The sequence below is a fragment of the Streptomyces sp. NPDC058045 genome, from assembly GCF_042885635.1.
Lineage (GTDB): Bacteria > Actinomycetota > Actinomycetes > Streptomycetales > Streptomycetaceae > Streptomyces.
Genome location: NZ_JBHVRR010000006.1, coordinates 96,635 through 114,201, shown reverse-complemented (window position 1 = coordinate 114,201; position 17,567 = coordinate 96,635). Strand labels below are relative to the sequence as shown.

Genomic DNA, 17,567 nt, shown 5'->3' with positions numbered 1-17,567 from the left:
CAGGGCCCACTGGTGCAACTTACTGAGGCTTTACTCAGTTCCCGATTCCGGCCCCGAACCAGGCAGGATATTGACCATGCCCAACGCATCCCCCTCCGGCCCCCCGATGGCCGCATCCCCGCTGACCCGCGCCGTACTGGAGATCGACGAGTACGCCTCGGGTCTCGGCTGGGACCGGCCCGCCCGCCTCTTCGCCCTCGTGGACACCGCCCAACTCCGCGGCCAGGAACCCCAACTCGCCGACCGCCTCGGCCTCACCGACGACCCGAACGCCGGCGCCCTCACGCCGATCGAGCAGGAAGAGGTGCCGGCCGGCGGCCCGTTGGACGAGTTCCTCGCCACCATCGCCTGGCCGGACGCCGTCGCAGGCTGCGCCCTCACCGTGGAACGGCTGATGCTGCCGCCGTCCGCCGAGGCCGCCGTTCCGACATATGTGGACGAAAACGGCGAAGCCGACGAGACGCGGCTGGCGGCCTGGGTGGCCGAGCACCCCGAGCGGCAGGAGGTGCGGATGACGGTGGCCGTACTGCGGGACGGGGCACGGGAGTCGGCGCTGCGGCTGCGCGCGAAGGACAGCGCGACCGAGGTCCTCACCGGTTCCGACCTGGTGCCGGGTCTCGCCGACGCGCTGGCGGCGACCTTCGCGGAGTGAACGACGGCGCGCGGCCCCCGGTGTGTCCGGCGGCCGCGCGCCGGCCCCAACTCCCGCCGCGATATCAGCTCTTGGAGCAGCTCGGCAGGGAACTCGTGTGCCCGGTACGGATCTTCTCCAGGGAGCCGAGCGCGTCGTGGATGGTGTTCACCTTCACCAGGGTGAGGCCGTCCGGCACATCGGCCGCGGCCGCCGCGCAGTTGCCCGCGGGGGTGAGGAAGTAGCGGGCGCCCTTGTTGCGGGCCCCGATGGTCTTCATCTGGATACCGCCGATCCGGCCCACCTTGCCGTTGTCGTCGATGGTGCCGGTGCCCGCGATGAAGCGGCCGCCGGTCAGATCGTCCGGACTGAGCTTGTCGACCAGGCCGAGCGCGAACATCAGCCCGGCGCTGGGCCCACCGACATCCGCCAACTTGATGTCGATGCCGAACGGGAACGTGTGGTCGGTGCCGGCCTCGATACCGACCACGGCCCGCCCATCCTTCGCCTTCCGTGTGGTGAGCGTGACCTGCTTCGTCCTGGTGGACTGCCGGACCGACTGCTGCGGAACGGGCTGCGCCGCGGACGGCGAGCCCTTCCGCACCAGCCTCGTCTTCACCGGCACCACCGTGAACGTGGTCCGCTGCCCCGGCTTGTGCTTCGTCACCAACTTCGCAACGTCCTCCGGCCGGTGCACGGCCACCCCGTCCACACTGCGGATGACATCACCGGCGTGCAGCCGGCCCTCCGCCGCGGAGCCCTTGACGACCGTCGAGACGATCACCCAGGACTTCACCGGGATGTCCAGCTCCCTCAACGCCGCGACCTTGGCGCTCTCCTGGGACTGGCTGAACTCCTCGGCGTTCTCCTGAGTGGACTGCTCCTCGGTCTGCCCGTCCGGGTAGACCGCCTGATGCGGCACCACCAGGGTGTCCTTGGCCAGCCAGCCGTAGACCGCCTCCACCAGATTCATCCGGTAGTCGGCACTGGTGACGCGGACCGTCGTCATATTGAGATGCCCGGTCGTCTCGTACGTCTTGTGCCCGGTGATCTGCAGCACCGGCTCCCCGGCGTGATCGTCAAGGGTGTTCACGGTGGGCCCCGGCGACATCTCCGAGTACGGCACGCTGATGAACACTCCCGTGCACAGCAAGGCGATCAGCATCAGAGTCGAGGCGAGCATCGTCGCGGTGCGGCGTGGCATGGAACGACAGTACGGGACGACTCTGTGCGAGCACTCCGGGGCCGCCCGTACGGGAGCCCGCAGCGGAGGGTCAGACAGGGTCCGAGACGGTGTCGGCGGGCTCGGTGTGCGAACCCTCCATGGCCTCGCGGAACCGGGCGTACCCGGCCAACTCCGGCCCGTCGTGCGTCTTGCGGTGCCGGGCGGCCCAACTGCCCCACAGCCCCGCCCCGCACGCGGCGAACAGCGGAATCAGCAACCAGGCGAGCGCTGCCATACCGACCTCCCAACACCCCGAGCAACCGCTACCGAATGATCAGCAGATTAACCATTCGCAGCGTCAACGCTCGTAGGCGGGGGCGGGTTACGCAAACCGAGCCGGAACAGCGCCCGTTCAGCGCCACAGCCGCAACTCATGGGAGCGGCCGCCCCTTCTCAACAGGCCCCCACCCGCCCTCCCGTCGCCCGACCACCACCCCTCAACGAGGCGCTACGCGCCCACCCATTCCTCTGTACCGTCCGAAAACCTCTGATGCTTCCAGATCGGTACCTCGTGCTTGAGGTCGTCGATGAGCTTGCGGCAGGCTTCGAAGGCCTCGCCTCGGTGCGGGCAGGAGACGGCCACCACCACGGCCAGATCGCCCACCGACAGCTCGCCCACCCGGTGGACCGCGGCCAGCGCCCGCACCGGGTACCCGGCCGCGACCTTCTCCGCGACGCGGCGCAACTCGGCCTCCGCGGTGGGGTGGCTGGAGTAGCCGAGGGTGTCCACGTCGGCGCCACCGTCGTGGTTGCGCACCGTGCCGACGAAGAGGGCGGTGCCCCCGGCCGCGTCGTCGCCGACCGCGCGGAAGACCTCGTCCAGTGAGAGCGGCGCCTCCCGGATGCCCAGCAGTCGGATCGGATCCTCGGCAGCCAGCTCCCCGGGGTGCCCATACGTACGTTCCATACCGGACATCATATGGACTCGGTCCTGAGTCCCGGGGGGCCTGTGGACAACGGCGGGGAGCGGGCTACGCGCGGCCGCGGCGGGCCTTGCGGACGCGGCGGACCACAGCCGCGGTGCCGAGGAGGGCGACCGTCGCGCCGGCCGCGCCCGCCGCGGTGGCGTCCTTGCGTCCGAGGCGGCGGCCGGCCAGGGTGCGCCGCCCGGCGACCTCCTCCAGCAGCTCGGCCAGCACCTCCTCGTTGGTCCAGCGCGGCCGCCAGCCCGCGTCATGCAGCCGGCTGCCGCTGACCACCCACGGATACATGGTGTAGGAGAGGTCCCCCGCGGGTGACGGGGTGAGGCCGATGCGGTGCAGCCGGGCCGCGGCTCCCAGGGCCACCGCGGACGGCAGTTCCATCCGCCGGATCCCGCTCAGCTCCTCGACCTCCTCCTGCTCCAGCCAGCCCTCGCAACCGACCGCCAGCTCCCCCTCCGCCTTCTCCAGCGCCGCGTACTCCAGGGCCGTGCACAGGTCCTCGACATGGCAGAACTGCCAGGCGGGGCGGGAACCGGTCACCACCAGCAGCCAGGGCGACTCGAAGTAGCGGGTGAGGGCGGTGTCGCTGCCGGCGCCGACCAGGACGGCGGGGCGGACCACCGTCACGTTCAGGCCGGGGTGGGCGCGCGGTGCCCGGCGGGCCAGCCGCTCCACCTCCAGCAGGTCCCCGACGCCGGTCGCCTCGGCGGTGGCGCGTAGTTCCGCGTCCTCGGCGAGCGGCAGCGGATTGTCCTCCAGCGCCCCGTAGACCATGGCGGAGGTGCAGAGCACCACCCGGTGCACCCCGGCCGCGGCGGCCGCGGTGAGCACGGTCTGGGTGCCGCGGACGTTGTAGGCGGAGCGGGCCGCGGCGTCCCTCTCCAGGTCCAGATCCAGGGCGAGATGGACGACGACGTCGGCGCCGCGCAGCTTCTCGGCGATGGCCGGATCCCGTACGTCCAGTACATGCCAGCGGGCGTCGGTGCAGTCGCCGCGGCGCTCGTCGATGGCCACGACCTGCCGGATCTCCTCGGACGCCGCGAGCCGTTCGGTGAGCAGCGCGCCCACTCCGGTCGCGGCGCCGGTCACGGCGACGACGGGCCCGCGCGCGGCCCCGCCGCCCGACGGGTTTCGCGCTCCGCGAACCTGCGGATCCAGGGAACTCACCAGGTATCTCCAGCGGTTGTCTTCAGTACGTACGCAGATGCAGCGCACGCGGCAGGCGGTCTCCTATCCTGCCGCAGGCGTCCGGTCGGCGAAGCACCGAGGCCGGAACCGCCGCGGGTGTCTACGCTGGGTGGTGATGCAGGGCAGCCGCCGTCGGACCGAACCGGCGGCCCGACGAGCCGAGGAATCCCGTGAGTGACACCCCATTCGGTTTCGGCCTTCCGCCGGAGGAGCCGGAGGACGGCGACGAGGGCAGGAAGAAGGACCAGCAGGGCGGGGCCGGCCAGGGACCTGCCGACCCCTTCGGCTTCGGACTCGGCGCCGGCGGCTCCGGCGGTGACAATCCCTTCGCCGCGATGTTCGGCTCGATGAACCCGTCGGACCTCGGCGCCGCCTTCCAGCAGCTCGGCCAGATGCTCTCCTACGAGGGCGGCCCGGTGAACTGGGACATGGCCCAGCAGATCGCCCGCCAGACCGTCTCCCAGGGCACCTCCGACGGCAGCAAGGACGCCAGCGTCGGCCCCGCGGAGCGCACCGCGGTGGAGGAGGCGGTGCGCCTCGCGGACGTGTGGCTGGACGGCGCGACGTCCCTGCCGTCCGGCTCGGCCTCCTCGGTGGCGTGGAGCCGCGCCGAGTGGGTCGAGGCGACCCTCCCGGTGTGGAAGGAGCTGGTCGATCCGGTGGCCGAGCGGGTCGGCGCCGCCATGGGCGATGTGCTCCCGGAGGAGATGCAGGCCATGGCGGGCCCGCTGATCGGGATGATGCGCTCGATGGGCGGCGCGATGTTCGGTACCCAGATCGGGCAGGCCGTCGGGGTGCTGGCGGGCGAGGTGGTCGGGTCAACCGATATCGGCCTGCCGCTCGGCCCGTCCGACAAGGCGGCCCTGCTGCCGGTGAACATCGAGGCCTTCGGCAAGGACCTCGGGGTTCCGCTGGAGGAGGTGCGGCTCTATCTCGCCCTGCGGGAGGCGGCACACCAGCGGCTCTTCTCCCATGTGCCGTGGCTGCGTTCGCATCTGTTCGGCGCGGTCGAGGGGTACGCCCGCGGCATCAAGGTGGACACCCAGAAGCTGGAAGACGTGGTCGGGCAGCTCGATCCGCAGAATCCGGAACAGTTGCAGGAGGCGCTCCAGCAGGGCATGTTCCAGCCCGAGGACACCCCGGCGCAGAAGGCGGCCCTGGCCCGGCTTGAGACGGCGCTCGCGCTGGTGGAGGGCTGGGTGGACGCGGTGGTGCACGCCGCGGCCAAGCCCCGGCTCTCCTCCGCGGACGCGCTGCGGGAGACGCTGCGCCGCCGCCGGGCGACGGGCGGCCCCGCCGAGCAGACCTTCGCCACCCTGATCGGTCTGGAGCTGCGCCCGCGCCGGCTGCGGGACGCCTCCCGGCTGTGGGCCTCGCTCACCGACGCCCGCGGGGTGGACGGCCGGGACGGCATCTGGGCCCACCCGGACATGCTGCCCACCGCCTCCGATCTGGACGACCCGGACGGTTTCGTGCACCGCGAGCAGTTGGACTTCTCCGAGCTGGACAAGATGCTCGGCGAGGCAGCGGGCGGCACCCGCCAGTCCCCGGACCTCACCAAGGACGACGGCGGGACCAAGCCCGACGACGCCGAGCCGGGCGACGCCAAGCCCGGTGACTCACAGCCCGGTGACGAGGGCGAGGGCGACGGCCGCCGGTGAGTCTGCGTGCGGACGCCCTCCTGGTCCTGGAGGGCTACGGGACATCGGGCCACGGCGCCGGGACGGAGCAGGAGCGGCTGCGCCGGCTCTACCTGGACCATCTGGCGAGCCGGCCCGACGGTATGTGGAAGGCCTGCGGCGACGGCCACATCACCGCCAGCGCCCTGGTAGTCGACCCGGAGCGGGAGCGGGTCCTGCTGACGCTCCACCGCAAGATGCGGATGTGGTTGCAGATGGGCGGGCACTGCGAGCCGGAGGACGGCAGCCTGGCGGCGGCCGCGCTGCGGGAGGCCACCGAGGAGTCCGGTGTCGCCGGGCTCAGCCTCCTCCCCGGCGGCCCGGTCCGCCTGGACCGGCACCACACCCCCTGCGCCTGGCACCTGGATGTGCAGTACGCGGCGATCGCCCCGCCCGGCGCGGTGGAGGCGATCAGCGAGGAGTCGCTGGATCTGCGCTGGTTCCCCTATGCGGAGGTCGGTGCGGTGGCGGACGAGTCGGTGGTGCGGCTGGTGGCGGCGACCAGGCAGCGGCTGAGCAACTGACTTGTACTGAACGGCAGTTGGGGCGCACGCCATAGCGCGTGCGCCCCAACTGCCTCTCGTTCCGGGTCAGTTCCAGACGTTGCCCTGGTTGGCGCCGCGGGCGCCCTGCTGGCCCATGCCGTACTGGGCCATCAGGCCCCCGCCGATGTCGGCCTGCTGCGGCGGGAGCACCTCGCTGGGCTGCACCAGGGCGTACCCCTGGCCCATGAAGCTCAGCTCCCAGCCCTCCCCGGTGTGGCCGCGGCGCCGCCAGACGCCGGAGGAGTGGGTCTGCGCCTGCATCTGCACCCGCAGCCCGTTGGACCAGGCGACGACCGCGTCCGCGTCGGCGTTGACGTAGCGGTCGGGGGTGACCATCAGCATCAGGGGGTGGCCCGAGGTCATCAGGGCTACCTTGCCGCGGCCGGTGATGGCCAGTTGGTACTTGCCGGAGCCGGAGATTCCGTACTGGCTGTCCACCGCGATCACCTCGTGGTGGAGGGTGGAGTCCATGGCGAGGACATAGGCGCTGTCCACGGTGAGGCCGTCCTGGTCCACGTCGACCAGGTGGATGTGCTGGGCGAGGTTGGCGAAGTAGATGACGCCCTGACCGTGGCAGCGCATCAGGTCGAGGCCCTCGCCGGTGTGGGCGCGGGCATGGCGCTGGCCGTGCGTCTGGTACTCGCCCTCGAACTCCATCAGCCCCTGGTAGGCGACCATGGCGCCCTTGCGGGCGAGGACGTCGTCGTGGCCTTCGAGGGCGACGCGCAGCAGTTGCGGGTTCTGCAGCGACCAGCGGTCCTGGGTCTGCTGCTCGGTGTAGCCGAAAAGCGGGCTCTGCATGGTGGTGTCCCCCTCAGCCCCTCATGCGGAGGCGGTCGGTGCTGTCCTCACTGGGCTGTACGACGACGATGCCCTGCCCGGAGAAGCCCATCTGGTAGGCCTCGCCGCTGCCGCGCCCGATGAGCGAGCCGGCCTTGAAGCTGCGCTTGCCCTTGACCTTGAGGTTGGGCGACCAGGCGATCAGCGCGTCCGGGTCGACATAGGTCTCGTCCTCGCCGCTGCCGCAGTCCACCACGATGGGGGTGCCGCGGGTGGTGAGGGCGACCCAGCCCTGGCCGGAGACCTGGATGTTCCACAGGCCCTGCCCGGCGAACTTGGCGAGGCCCTTGACCCGTTCCACGCCCCACTGGAGGTGCGCGTCGAAGGCCAGGAGGTTGGTGCCGTTGACGGAGAGGGCGTCGCCGGAGAGATTGACCACCACGACGTCCGCCCCGTAGTCGGCGAGGTAGAGCAGGCCGTCGCCGGAGCACTTCATCAGCGGGGCGCCCTCGCCGGTGATCCAGTCCCGGGCGATCTGCCGTACCGCCGACGGGTTCGGCTCGTACTGGACGAAGCCCTCGTAGGCGACCATCGAGCCGACGCGGGCGAAGAGGTCCTGGCCGCTCTGCATGGCGACCTTCAGCATGTGGTTGCCGTGGTTCTCCATGCGGGCGGCGACGGGTGCGGGCGCGAAGCCCGCGAGCTGCTGGTTCATGACTCGGGCCCCTCAGACCTCGTACGGCTGGACGATGATGAAGTTGCCGGGCGCGCCGCGGAACTGGAGGTTGATGCTCTCGCCGCTGGCGCCCGGGTAGGCGTTGCGGCGCATCTGCACCTGGCTGGAGACGATCACCTGGGAGGCGGCGGACCAGGCGACGATCGCGTTGCAGTCGGCGAAGGTCGTCGGGGTCACCGGCAGTACCACCGGCACCCCGTGGGTCTTGACGATCACGGTGCCGGTGCCCTGGAACTGCATGGTGAAGAGGGCGCCGCCGGGAATGCCGTGCCCCTCGATCCGGCGCACCTCGTACTGGAGGGTCTCGTCGAAGGCGAGGACGTTCTCCGCGGAGACGCAGATCGCGTCGCCCTGGAGCTCGATGGGGTGCAGATAGGAGGCGCTCTCGGCGAGGAACACCTGGCCGCGGCCGGAGCAGCGCATCAACTGGAGCTCCTGGCCGGTGGCGTTGCCCACGATGCGGCCGCGGATGCCGGCGCCCTTGTAGGAGAACTCGACCTTGCCCTGGTACAGCACCATGCTGCCCTGGCGGGCGAGGACCGGCTGCTCGGATACGCCGAGGTCGACGCGGACCAGCTTCTTGTTCTGCTGGGTCCAACGCTGGCCGTTGGCGGCCTCCTTGAAGAGGCTGAGCGCGCCCATCACCCCGGGTGTCACCGGCGCCGGCGGAGTGCCCTGCCCGTACCCCGGCGGCGGGGTGGGCGCGCCCGGCTGAGGCGGCTGGCCGTAGCCGGGGGGCGGTGCGGGCTGTCCATAGCCCGGGGGCGGCGGCGGGGTCTGGCCGAAGGGCTGCCCGGGCGGCGGCAGTTGCCCGGGGACCCCGTGCGGGCCGGGGGCGGGCGCCGGGCCGGGCGGGTGCACGGGGCCGCCGGGCGGGGCGAGCGGGGCGATGATGGTCGGCGCGCCGTGTACCGAGGGGTTCTCGGGCGGCGCCTGGTTCCCGGGCGGCGGGGTGCTGCCGGCGGGCGGGGCGAACGCCGCGGGCTGCGGGGCCTGGGGGGCGGCGGGGGCACCGAAGGCGGGCGGGGCGGCCTGGGCGGGGGGCGGCTGCGGGGCGGCGCCTCCGGCGGGCGGGGCGAACGAGGGGGCGGGCGCCCCGGCCTGGGCGGGCGGCGCGAAACCGGGTACCGCGTCCGGCTGCTGGGGCTGCTGGGGCGCGGACTCCTCCTCCAGCACCTCACCGCCGAAGTTCCGCAGCAGCGCCTCCAGTCCGCCGTCGAAGCCCTGGCCGACCGCGGCGAAGCGCCACACGTCCTTCAGATAGATGTCGCCCAGCATCACCGCGCGCTCGGTGGAGAACTCCGACCCGTCGAAGGAGTACCGGCACACCTCCTCGCCGCCCGCCACGATCCGCAGATAGCCGGGGCCGACCTGCGACATCTGGCCGGCGCCGTCGAGGGTCGCGGTGAACGCCAGCTTCTGGATCTTCGCCGGGATGCGGTCCAGGGTGACCCGGAAGGACTCGGTGTCGCCGGCCTGGGCGCCCAGGAGCTGGATCGCCTCCTCGGGGCTCTTGGGCTGGTTGAAGAAGACGAAGTAGGCGTCGTCGGAGAGCCGTTCGTCCGCGTCGAGACCGAAGCAGCTGATGTCGAAGCCCAGCCCCGGGCCGGCGATCTGCACACCCACATACAGATCCGTCCCCGCAGTCAGGTCACTGATCCTGGCCTTGTGGCCGCGTTGGAATTCCCTGGCCATGCGTTACGACCGTCCCCCATCCCGAAGGTGATTGCGTCGCGCCAGGCTAGCGGCTAATCCCAGGCCGGGCGGCAGCCGGTACAGAGCCGGTACAGAACCGATGCCCCCGGAACGGCCCGTCGGGTGGCCCGGAGATCGCCGGGCGGGACGGGCCTTCCGGCCGGTGGATCACCCGGTGCGGTCGGCCGAGAGATGCGGCAGCCGGTCGGCGGCCACCACACCCTCCAGATAGCCGCGGGCCCGCTCGGTCCGCGGATACGCCTCCAGCAACCGCCAGAAACCGGGCCCGTGCCCCGGCACCAGCAGATGCGCCAGCTCATGCAGCAGCACATAGTCGACGACGAACTCCGGCATCCCCTGAAGCCGGTGCGAGAGCCGGATACTGCCTTCCGCCGGGGTGCAGGAACCCCAGCGGGTGTTCTGGTTGGTGACCCAGCGCACGCTCTCGGGCCGGGCCTCGCCCCGGAGGAACTGCTCCGACAACTGCGCGGCCCGCTCCGCGAGTTGGCCGTCCCCCAGCACCCGGCGGCTCTCCTGCGCCGCCAGCTTGTCCAGCATCACCGTGACCCAGCGCTCCTCCTCCGCCGCGGACATCCGCTCCGGAATGAGCACCACCGTCCGGTCCCCCTCCCGGTACGCCGAGACCGTACGGCGGCGGCGGGCGCTCCGGCGCACCTCGACCTGGCCCGCGGCACGGCCTGCGGGAGGCTGGCTCGCGGTGCGGCGCGGTGGGGTGGAGGCACGGTGCAGCGGGTCGGCGGACACGCTCCGACCGTACCCGCTGGCTCTGACAGAAACCCCGACCCGGGACGCACCCACGCGAGCCCCTCCCCGTCCGCACGATTCATCCGACTCATCCCATTCATAACATTCACCCCCCTCATCCGACTCATCGCGCTCCTCCCGCTCCTCGTACTCGTATGACGAACTCCCGAGCCTGTGGACAACTTTCAGCACGAGCACCCGGGCCGGGGGCACGCTGAGTCCGTTCCGCAGCACAGCGGGACGACGAACGAACCGAGAGAACCCAGAGAACCGAGAGAAGCAAGGGGTGTTCACGTGATGCAGACGCAGACGCAAACGGTGACGGTGACGCGGCCGGTGGCGCGACGGCCGGAGACGCGGGCGGGGAGGGAAGTGGCCGGGCTGGGGCATCCCTTGCTGAAGCCTGCACTGCGTCGCGCCTGGCGCGATCTCCATACGCTCCAGTTCGGTGCCGCCCCCGCCCACGCGGTCCTCCTCGGCCCGGTCGACACGGCCACCGGACGCTTTCTGACCCTGGTCGACGGCACCCGCAGCGTGCCCCAACTCCGTGCGGAGGCCGTGTCTCTGGGGCTGCGGGCGGACGACGCGGACACCCTGCTGGCCCGGCTGGTCGGCGCCGGCCTGCTGGACGACGCCACCGGCGGCGGCCCCGGCGTCCAGGCCCTGCGGGTACGCCCACAGACGCTGGACCGGCTCCGGCCCGACCTGGCCTCCCTGACGGTGACCAGCCCCGAGCCGGGCGGCGGGCTGACCCGGCTCGCGGCCCGGCGTGCCCTCAGAGTCCAGGTGCGGGGCGCGGGCCGGGTGGGCTCGGTGGCGGCCGCCGTACTGGCTGGTGCCGGGGTCGGCCGGGTCGAGGTGGCGGACGGCGGGCGGGTGGAGCCGTGGGATGTGGCCCCGGGCGGGCTGCCCGTGGAGGCGGTGGGCAGACGGCGGGCGGATGCGGCACGGCGGGCGGTGGCGAGGGCGGCGCCCGAGCGGCCACCGCGCGCCACGGCCCGCGCCGGCCCCGGTGCCGACGGTGTCCCTCTGGCGCTGGTGATCGTCGCTCCGCGGGAGGGCCTGGACGCTTTCGCGCCCGATCCGCTGGCCGTTGCGGACCTGCTGTCGACGGGCGTACCGCACCTCTTCGCGGGCACCCTGGAGGGCTCGGCGGTACTGGGCCCGCTGGTGGTGCCGGGTGAGACGGCCTGCGCCGAGTGCCTGGCCGGGGCGCGGGCGGAGCGTGATCCGGCGTGGCCGCGGCTGGTGGCGCAGTGGCGTTCCGGCCGCCGCAGCCGCGTCCCCACCGGGGATCTCGCGCTGACCACCGCGGTGGCGGGCCTCGCCGCGAGCCACGCCCTGTCCTTCCTCGACGGAGCGAGACCGGCCACGGTGGGCGCCCGCTGGGAGGCCGCGGTCCCGCGGCTGCACTGGCACTCCCGGGCGGTACGGCCGCACCCTGGCTGCCCATGCGGTGCGCGGGATCCGGACACACAGGGGGCGTCGCGGACCGCAGCGAGGGGAGGCGCCGCCCCGGTCCACCCCGGCACGACACAATGACCGTCAACCGCTGAAGGCGGCACCGCTGTCTGGTCCTGGAGGAGCGCATGTCTGATCTACCTCGGAAGGCTGTCACACGCACCGCGAAGCTGGCCGCACTGCCGTTGAGCTTCGCGGGCCGCGCCACCTGGGGGCTCGGCAAGCGGATCGTGGGCGAGTCAGCCGACCTGGTCAGCCGGGAGCTTCAGCAGCGCACCGCCGAGCAGTTGTTCAAGGTGCTGGGTGAACTGAAGGGCGGGGCGATGAAGTTCGGGCAGGTGCTGTCCGTCTTCGAGTCCGCGCTGCCCGAGGAGATCGCCGGTCCCTACCGGGCCACGCTCACCCGGCTCCAGGAGGCGGCGCCCCCGCTGCCTCCCAGTACCGTGCACGCGGTGCTGGCCGAGCGGATGGGCGAGGACTGGCGGGAGTCTTTTCTGGAGTTCCAGGACGAGCCCGCGGCGGCCGCCTCAATCGGGCAGGTGCACCGGGCGGTGTGGAAGGACGGTCGGGCGGTCGCGGTGAAGGTGCAGTATCCGGGTGCGGGTGCGGCGCTCCTCTCCGACTTCAACCAACTCAGCCGCCTCGCCCGCCTGTTGGGACCGCTGAACCCCGGCATCGACGTCAAACCGCTGATCGCCGAGATGCGGGACCGGGTCGCCGAGGAGTTGGACTACGGCCTGGAGGCGGCGGCGCAGCAGACCCATGCGGAGGAGTTCGCCGAGGATCCGGATGTGGTGGTGCCGTGGGTGGTGCACCAGTGCGAGCAGGTGCTGGTGACGGAGTGGCTGGACGGGGTGCCGCTGTCCGAAGTCATCAGCGACGGCAGCCGCGAACAGCGGGACCGCGCAGGCCAGTTGCTGACCCGGTTCCTGTTCTCCGGCCCGGCCCGTACCGGCCTGATGCACGCGGACCCGCACCCGGGGAACTTCCGCCTGGTGCCGGACGAGGACGGCGGCTGGCGCCTGGGCGTACTGGACTTCGGCACCGTGGACCGGCTGCCGGGCGGTCTGCCGCCGATGATCGGCGTCGCGGTGCGGATGACCTTGGACGGGGAGGCCGAGGCGGTGTACCAGATGCTGTGCGAGGAGGGGTTCCTCAAGGACAAGGACGATCTGGACGCGGCGGCGGTGCTCGACTACCTGCTGCCGGTCATCGAGCCGGCCCGCGAGGAGTCGTTCGAGTTCACCCGTAGCTGGTTGCGGAGTGAGGCCTCGCGTATAGGTGATCTGCGCTCCCCCGCCCGCCAGTTGGGCAAGCAGTTCAACCTGCCGCCGTCGTATGTGCTGATCCACCGGGCGATGTTGAGCACCACCGGCGTGCTGTGCCAGTTGGGGGCGGAGGTGCGGATGCGCGAGGAGCTGGAGGCCTGGCTGCCGGGCTTCCTCGACCCGTCCGCCGAGACCGCCGCCGCGGAGGTACCGGAGCAGGCCACCGCGGACCTGCCCGAGCAGCCGACCACCGACGAGCCGGCCGAGGAACCCGCCGAGGAGGGCACCGCCGCCGCGGTACCGGGCGAGGCCTAGGTCGTGTCCGGAAAGTCCCGCCGTCGCCCGGAGGGCGGCCCCGCGGCTCCCCCAGCCTGACGGCTGGGAGGTGCCCCCATGGTGCGTGCTCTCGGCGTGCCGGCCGAACACCCTCGTACTGGACGTACTTGGGCGTTTGGCCGGTGCGGCGAGAGTGCGTGCCAGGCGTCGCGGGGCTGGGGGCACCTCCCGGCCGGAGGCTGGGGGAGGGACTTTCCGGACACGGCCTAGAGGCCGAAAGCCCCGGCCGGGGCAAGTGCGAGGCCTCCGGCCAAGGCGGGTGCGAGCCCCCGACGCGCACCGCACAGGGAGCCGCCTGAGCCTCAACTCCCTTCCCGGGAAGGGCTGTTGTTCGGTCGTACGGGCCGGGCCAGGCGGTGTGGACGTGCCTCGGGGGCCGGTCCTGGTGGACCGGCCCCCGAGGAGTGCCGTACCGCCGAAGTTTTCCCCCGGGGGACAACTTCGGCCGGTTGGGCCGCGGGGGTGCGGCCCAGTCCCGGATTACTGCATGACCGCCATGGCCAGGGCGCGGCGGGCGCGGAGCGACGCGCGTTCGGCGCGGCGCTGCATCCGCCGCGCCGCCACCAGGCGGGCGGCCGGACGACCGGCCTCGGCCTGGCGCATGGTGTCGTGCATATGCGCACGCGCCAGGGCTTCTGGGATGAGTTGCATCTCGCGGTTCCTGTTCTGACGCGAGGCGATCGCGCCGCTGGTGGTGTCCGAAGGCGTGGCCTTCGCGGGGTCGTTGACGGATGGCTTCATCGGGGCCTGTTTCCTGGGGTCGTGCTTCAGAGGTCGGTCGATCGTTCCGGTGGCGTTCATGCGGCGACCGGGTTCTTGCGGGGGCGGCCGCGCGGACGCTTCCGGGCCACCACGACGCCCTGGATGAAGAGTTCTCCACCCCAGACGCCCCACGGCTCACGGCGCTCCTTGGCGCCGGCGAGGCAGGCGTCGATGAGCGGGCAGGTGCGGCAGAGGGACTTGGCGTACTCGACGTCTGCCGGGGACTCGGCGAAGAAGACCTCCGGGTCGTAGGAGCGGCAGGGTACGGGCACGCCGAGGTTCTCGATGGCGTCGTCGAGCGCGGTGAGCGCGGTCAGGGGGGTCAAGGCGGGGTCCTCCGTGGAGCCGGGCGGCGAGATCGGGTGAGACTGCGGTACGGACGGGGCGTGCGCTTCGAGTTGCACGGTGTTGTTTCCTCGTCTGGTCGTGCCGGCCGGTCGGCCGGGTGGCATCTGGTACCGGGTTTCTGTCCCCGGGCCCCTTCGCTCCGTAGTCCCGGATGGGGAAAACAGAAGGGCCGCGGATCCCGGGTGGGGTTCCGCGGCCCTGAAGGCGCCGGTCTGATCGAGGATCAGACTGGATCACTCCAGGGATCGAGCCCACGGAAGGCCCACATCGTGTGCTGCTTGTTCTGCTTCCGGAATCCGGCACCGGCTGCCGCGAAGGCATAGGCATGAGCCTGCGCCGCTGCTACTGCTTCCGGTGCCTTGGTCGGTCGCTCATTGCCCTCGCGGACGGGAAGACCGGCGATGGGCAGGGCGGCGCCGGAACGCACGGCGGAGATGCCGGACAGACCGGTGCCTCGGGAGAGGCCGAGCGGGCAGGAAGCGACGACCGAGCGATCGGTCATGGCCGGGGCCGTGATGATGGTGTTGGTGCTGATCACTGGAATCGCCTCCTCTCGGCGTCTCGGGGACCGGGGTGAACCGGTCCGATGCTTTCAAGTACAGCACGGAACCGGGGCTTCGAAGAAGCCACCGTTTCCGTTGCTAAGAACCTATGGGGATTCCCCGCGCGGGCGCAAACTATTTTTGCGACGACTTCGCATCAGCCCTCGACCGCCTCCGGCGCAAGGTCCTGACCTGCGCAGATGGCCAGCACATCGGTGCCGAACCGGCGAACTTTGCGGAGCCCGACCCCGGGGATCCGGGCCAGATCGTGCTCCTCCTCCGGCACCGACTCGGCGATGGCGATCAGCGTCTTGTCGGTGAACACACAGAACGCGGGCTGCCCGGTACGTCCCGCCTGCAACTCGCGCCAGGCCCGGAGCCGCTGGTAGAGGCCCTCGTCCATATCGGAGGGGCAGTCCTCGCAGCGCATCAGTTTCATCTCGCCGGCTTCGGTGAGGGTGCGGCCGCAGACCCGGCAGCGGGCCACGGTGCGGGTGCGCCGGCGGGGGCGTTCCTCGGCGGCGGTGGCGGTGCCCCGCTCGATACCGCCCGCCGCTCCCGCCGTACGGGCGCCCGGTCCGGCTGAGCCGGGACGCAGTCCGTCGAGGAAGCGGCTGGGTCTGCGGCCGGCCCGGCCGCCCGGGGAGCGGGCCAGTGACCAGGACACCGACAGATGCTGCCGGGCGCGGGTGACGCCGACGTAGAGCAGCCGGCGTTCCTCCTCGATCTGATCGTCGGTCCTGGCGTAGGCGATCGGCATCATGCCCTCGGCGATGCCGACGACGAAGACCGCGTCCCACTCCAGGCCCTTCGCGGCGTGCAGGGAGGCCAGGGTGACGCCCTCGACGGTGGGTGCGTGCTGGGCGCCGGCCCGCTCGTCCAGTTCACCGACGAACTCGCCGAGGGTGGCGCCGGGGCGGGTGGCGGCGAATTCCTCGGCGAGGCGGACCAGGGCGGCAAGGGACTCCCAGCGGTCCCGGGCGGCGCCGGATCCGGCGGGCGGGCGGGTGGTCCAGCCGCGGGTGGAGAGCACCGCCCGCACCTGGGAGGGCAGGTCGACCGCCTCCTCTACCAGCCGGTCGTTGCCGCCGGAGCGGGCCGCACCGCGCAGGGCGGCGCCCGCGTCCCGTACCTCGGTGCGCTCGAAGAACCGCTCGGCGCCCCGCAGTTGGTAGGGCACCTCGGCGTCGGCGAGGGCCTGCTCGTACGTGGCGGACTGGGAGTTGGTGCGGAAGAGGACGGCGATCTCGCTGGCGGGGACGCCGGAGGCGATCAGGTCGCGGATGCGGCGGGCGGCGCCCTCGGCCTCGGCCGGCTCGTCGGCGTACTCGGTGTATCTGGGCTCGGGGCCCTTCTCGCGCTGGGAGACGAGTTCGAGCCGGTGCTCGGCGGCGCGGCCCGCGGCCTGGGCGAGGAGGCCGTTGGCGAGGTGCACGACCTGGGGGGAGGAGCGGTAGTCGCGGACGAGTTTGACGATGGTGGCGCCGGGGTGGCGGAGCCGGAAGTCGAGCAGGTGGTCGGGGGTGGCGCCGGTGAAGGAGTAGATGGTCTGGCTGGCGTCGCCCACCACGCAGAGGCTGTCCCGCTCGCCGAGCCACAGGTCGAGCAGCCGCTGCTGGAGGGGGCTGACGTCCTGGTACTCGTCCACCACGAAGTGCTGGTACTGGGCGCGGACCTGCTCGGCGATGTCGTGCCGGTCCTCCAGGATGCCGACGGTGAGCAGCAGTACGTCCTCGAAGTCGATCATTCCGCGGTCCCGCTTGAGGGCCTCGTAGGCGCTGTAGAGCTGGGCGATCTCGGCGGCGGGGCGCGGCACCTCGCGGCCCGCCTCGGCGGCTGCGGCTGGATAGTCGGCGGGGACGGTCTGGGTGACCTTGGACCATTCGATCTCGGCGATGGTGTCTCTCAACTCGCCCCGGTCCAGCCGGATACGGCAGGCCGCGGCGGCGTCGGCGACGAGCTGGAACTTGCGGTCGACGATCCGGGGCAGCGGGCCGCCGACCGCCTTCGGCCAGAAGAACTGGAGCTGGCGCAGCGCGGCCGAGTGGAAGGTGCGGGCCTGCGCCCCCGGGACGCCGAGGGCGCGGAGCCGGCCGCGCATCTCGCCCGCGGCGCGCGCGGTGAAGGTGACGGCGAGCACGGTGGCGGGCTGGAGTATGCCGGCGTGCACGCCGTAGGCGATGCGGTGGGTGATGGCGCGGGTCTTGCCGGTGCCCGCGCCGGCCAGGACGCAGACCGGGCCGTGCAGGGCCGTCGCCACCTCACGCTGCTCCGGGTCGAGCCCGTCCAGCACCGCGTCCGCGCCCTGGGGTGGCGCGGTGGACCTGCCCGGGTGCGGGTCCTGCGGGAAGAGGGTGGAGTGCGTTGCTGAGGTCACCCCGCCATGCTGCCAGGTCGCCTCCGGTGCCCCGGCAGGTTGTCCACAGGCAGGCGGTATTGGTCATACCGGATGCTCATCCCACGCTCGGCGGTTTCGGCGGCGGACTGTGGACGGCTTTCACGGCGGCCTGTGGACAACTTCTGCGGAGGGCTGTGAAGGGCTAACGTGACGGGCCATACGCAGTTCCGGCGGTGCCCGAGAGCGGTCGCCGCCGTCGCCAACTACCGGAATTACAACCTCCGTTGCCGTTCCGGCGTCTACCCAGCGAACGTACTTCCCGCGGCCTCCGGGTCGCGGGGCCGA

17 protein-coding genes are annotated in these 17,567 nt (G+C 72.1%); 5 read left to right on the top strand and 12 right to left on the bottom strand.

Going from position 1 to position 17,567, the window contains the following annotated elements; all coding sequences use genetic code 11:
* Positions 1–76 precede the first annotated feature (76 nt).
* Entirely contained in the window at positions 77–652 is a 576-nt protein-coding gene (locus tag ACFVST_RS06175) for a PPA1309 family protein (RefSeq protein ID WP_390147357.1), read from the top strand.
* A 64-nt stretch (positions 653–716) separates the two neighbouring features.
* On the opposite strand, the gene ACFVST_RS06170 is transcribed toward ACFVST_RS06175, so the two are convergent.
* The 4 genes from ACFVST_RS06170 to ACFVST_RS06155 all read right to left on the bottom strand — a co-directional run bounded on the left by ACFVST_RS06170 (position 717) and on the right by ACFVST_RS06155 (position 3,946).
* Positions 717–1,835 carry a PDZ domain-containing protein gene (locus ACFVST_RS06170; RefSeq protein ID WP_390147355.1) on the bottom strand — a complete coding sequence of 373 codons (1,119 nt, stop codon included), beginning with the start codon at positions 1,833–1,835 and terminating at the stop codon, positions 717–719.
* 70 nt (positions 1,836–1,905) lie between these two features.
* Positions 1,906–2,091 (bottom strand): hypothetical protein, encoded by a 186-nt coding sequence (locus ACFVST_RS06165; protein ID WP_390147353.1) that lies wholly within the window; start codon positions 2,089–2,091, stop codon positions 1,906–1,908.
* 213 nt (positions 2,092–2,304) lie between these two features.
* Positions 2,305–2,763, bottom strand: a complete 459-nt coding sequence (locus ACFVST_RS06160; RefSeq protein ID WP_390147351.1) for a molybdenum cofactor biosynthesis protein MoaE — start codon at positions 2,761–2,763, stop codon at positions 2,305–2,307.
* A gap of 64 nt (positions 2,764–2,827) precedes the next feature.
* Complete coding sequence (locus tag ACFVST_RS06155) at positions 2,828–3,946, bottom strand: SDR family oxidoreductase (protein WP_390147350.1); 1,119 nt, start codon at positions 3,944–3,946, stop codon at positions 2,828–2,830.
* 191 nt (positions 3,947–4,137) lie between these two features.
* Between ACFVST_RS06155 and ACFVST_RS06150 the strand changes: the two genes are divergently transcribed.
* Positions 4,138–5,628, top strand: a complete 1,491-nt coding sequence (locus ACFVST_RS06150) for a zinc-dependent metalloprotease (protein ID WP_390147348.1) — start codon at positions 4,138–4,140, stop codon at positions 5,626–5,628.
* Entirely contained in the window at positions 5,625–6,170 is a 546-nt protein-coding gene (locus ACFVST_RS06145) for an NUDIX hydrolase (RefSeq protein WP_390147346.1), read from the top strand. Before ACFVST_RS06150 ends, ACFVST_RS06145 begins: the two co-directional genes overlap by 4 nt.
* A 66-nt stretch (positions 6,171–6,236) precedes the next feature.
* On the opposite strand, the gene ACFVST_RS06140 is transcribed toward ACFVST_RS06145, so the two are convergent.
* The 4 genes from ACFVST_RS06140 to ACFVST_RS06125 form a co-directional block, all read right to left on the bottom strand.
* Positions 6,237–6,992 (bottom strand): AIM24 family protein, encoded by a 756-nt coding sequence (locus tag ACFVST_RS06140; RefSeq protein ID WP_390147344.1) that lies wholly within the window; start codon positions 6,990–6,992, stop codon positions 6,237–6,239.
* A 13-nt stretch (positions 6,993–7,005) separates the two neighbouring features.
* Complete coding sequence (locus tag ACFVST_RS06135) at positions 7,006–7,686, bottom strand: AIM24 family protein (protein ID WP_390147342.1); 681 nt, start codon at positions 7,684–7,686, stop codon at positions 7,006–7,008.
* A gap of 12 nt (positions 7,687–7,698) precedes the next feature.
* Positions 7,699–9,402 carry a TerD family protein gene (locus ACFVST_RS06130; RefSeq protein WP_390147340.1) on the bottom strand — a complete coding sequence of 568 codons (1,704 nt, stop codon included), beginning with the start codon at positions 9,400–9,402 and terminating at the stop codon, positions 7,699–7,701.
* A gap of 168 nt (positions 9,403–9,570) precedes the next feature.
* Positions 9,571–10,167: a M48 family metallopeptidase gene (locus ACFVST_RS06125; protein WP_390147338.1), complete on the bottom strand. Its 597-nt coding sequence runs from the start codon at positions 10,165–10,167 to the stop codon at positions 9,571–9,573.
* A gap of 393 nt (positions 10,168–10,560) precedes the next feature.
* Here ACFVST_RS06125 and ACFVST_RS06120 point away from each other — a divergent pair, with 393 nt between their 5' ends.
* Both ACFVST_RS06120 and ACFVST_RS06115 read left to right on the top strand, forming a co-directional pair.
* Positions 10,561–11,709, top strand: a complete 1,149-nt coding sequence (locus ACFVST_RS06120) for a TOMM precursor leader peptide-binding protein (protein WP_390147336.1) — start codon at positions 10,561–10,563, stop codon at positions 11,707–11,709.
* Between the two features lie 47 nt (positions 11,710–11,756).
* Positions 11,757–13,211 (top strand): ABC1 kinase family protein, encoded by a 1,455-nt coding sequence (locus ACFVST_RS06115; RefSeq protein ID WP_390147334.1) that lies wholly within the window; start codon positions 11,757–11,759, stop codon positions 13,209–13,211.
* A gap of 501 nt (positions 13,212–13,712) precedes the next feature.
* On the opposite strand, the gene ACFVST_RS06110 is transcribed toward ACFVST_RS06115, so the two are convergent.
* The 4 genes from ACFVST_RS06110 to ACFVST_RS06095 form a co-directional block, all read right to left on the bottom strand.
* Complete coding sequence (locus ACFVST_RS06110) at positions 13,713–14,033, bottom strand: hypothetical protein (protein ID WP_390147332.1); 321 nt, start codon at positions 14,031–14,033, stop codon at positions 13,713–13,715.
* The gene (locus ACFVST_RS06105; protein WP_390147330.1) at positions 14,030–14,398 is read right to left on the bottom strand and encodes a WhiB family transcriptional regulator; all 369 of its coding nucleotides are present in this window, start codon (positions 14,396–14,398) and stop codon (positions 14,030–14,032) included. The genes ACFVST_RS06110 and ACFVST_RS06105 overlap by 4 nt, the downstream gene beginning before the upstream one ends.
* 167 nt (positions 14,399–14,565) lie before the next feature.
* Complete coding sequence (locus tag ACFVST_RS06100; RefSeq protein WP_390147453.1) at positions 14,566–14,844, bottom strand: hypothetical protein; 279 nt, start codon at positions 14,842–14,844, stop codon at positions 14,566–14,568.
* A gap of 197 nt (positions 14,845–15,041) precedes the next feature.
* Positions 15,042–17,261, bottom strand: coding sequence for an ATP-dependent DNA helicase UvrD2 (locus tag ACFVST_RS06095; RefSeq protein ID WP_390147329.1), 2,220 nt, complete (start codon positions 17,259–17,261; stop codon positions 15,042–15,044).
* Between the last annotated feature and the right edge of the window lie 306 nt (positions 17,262–17,567).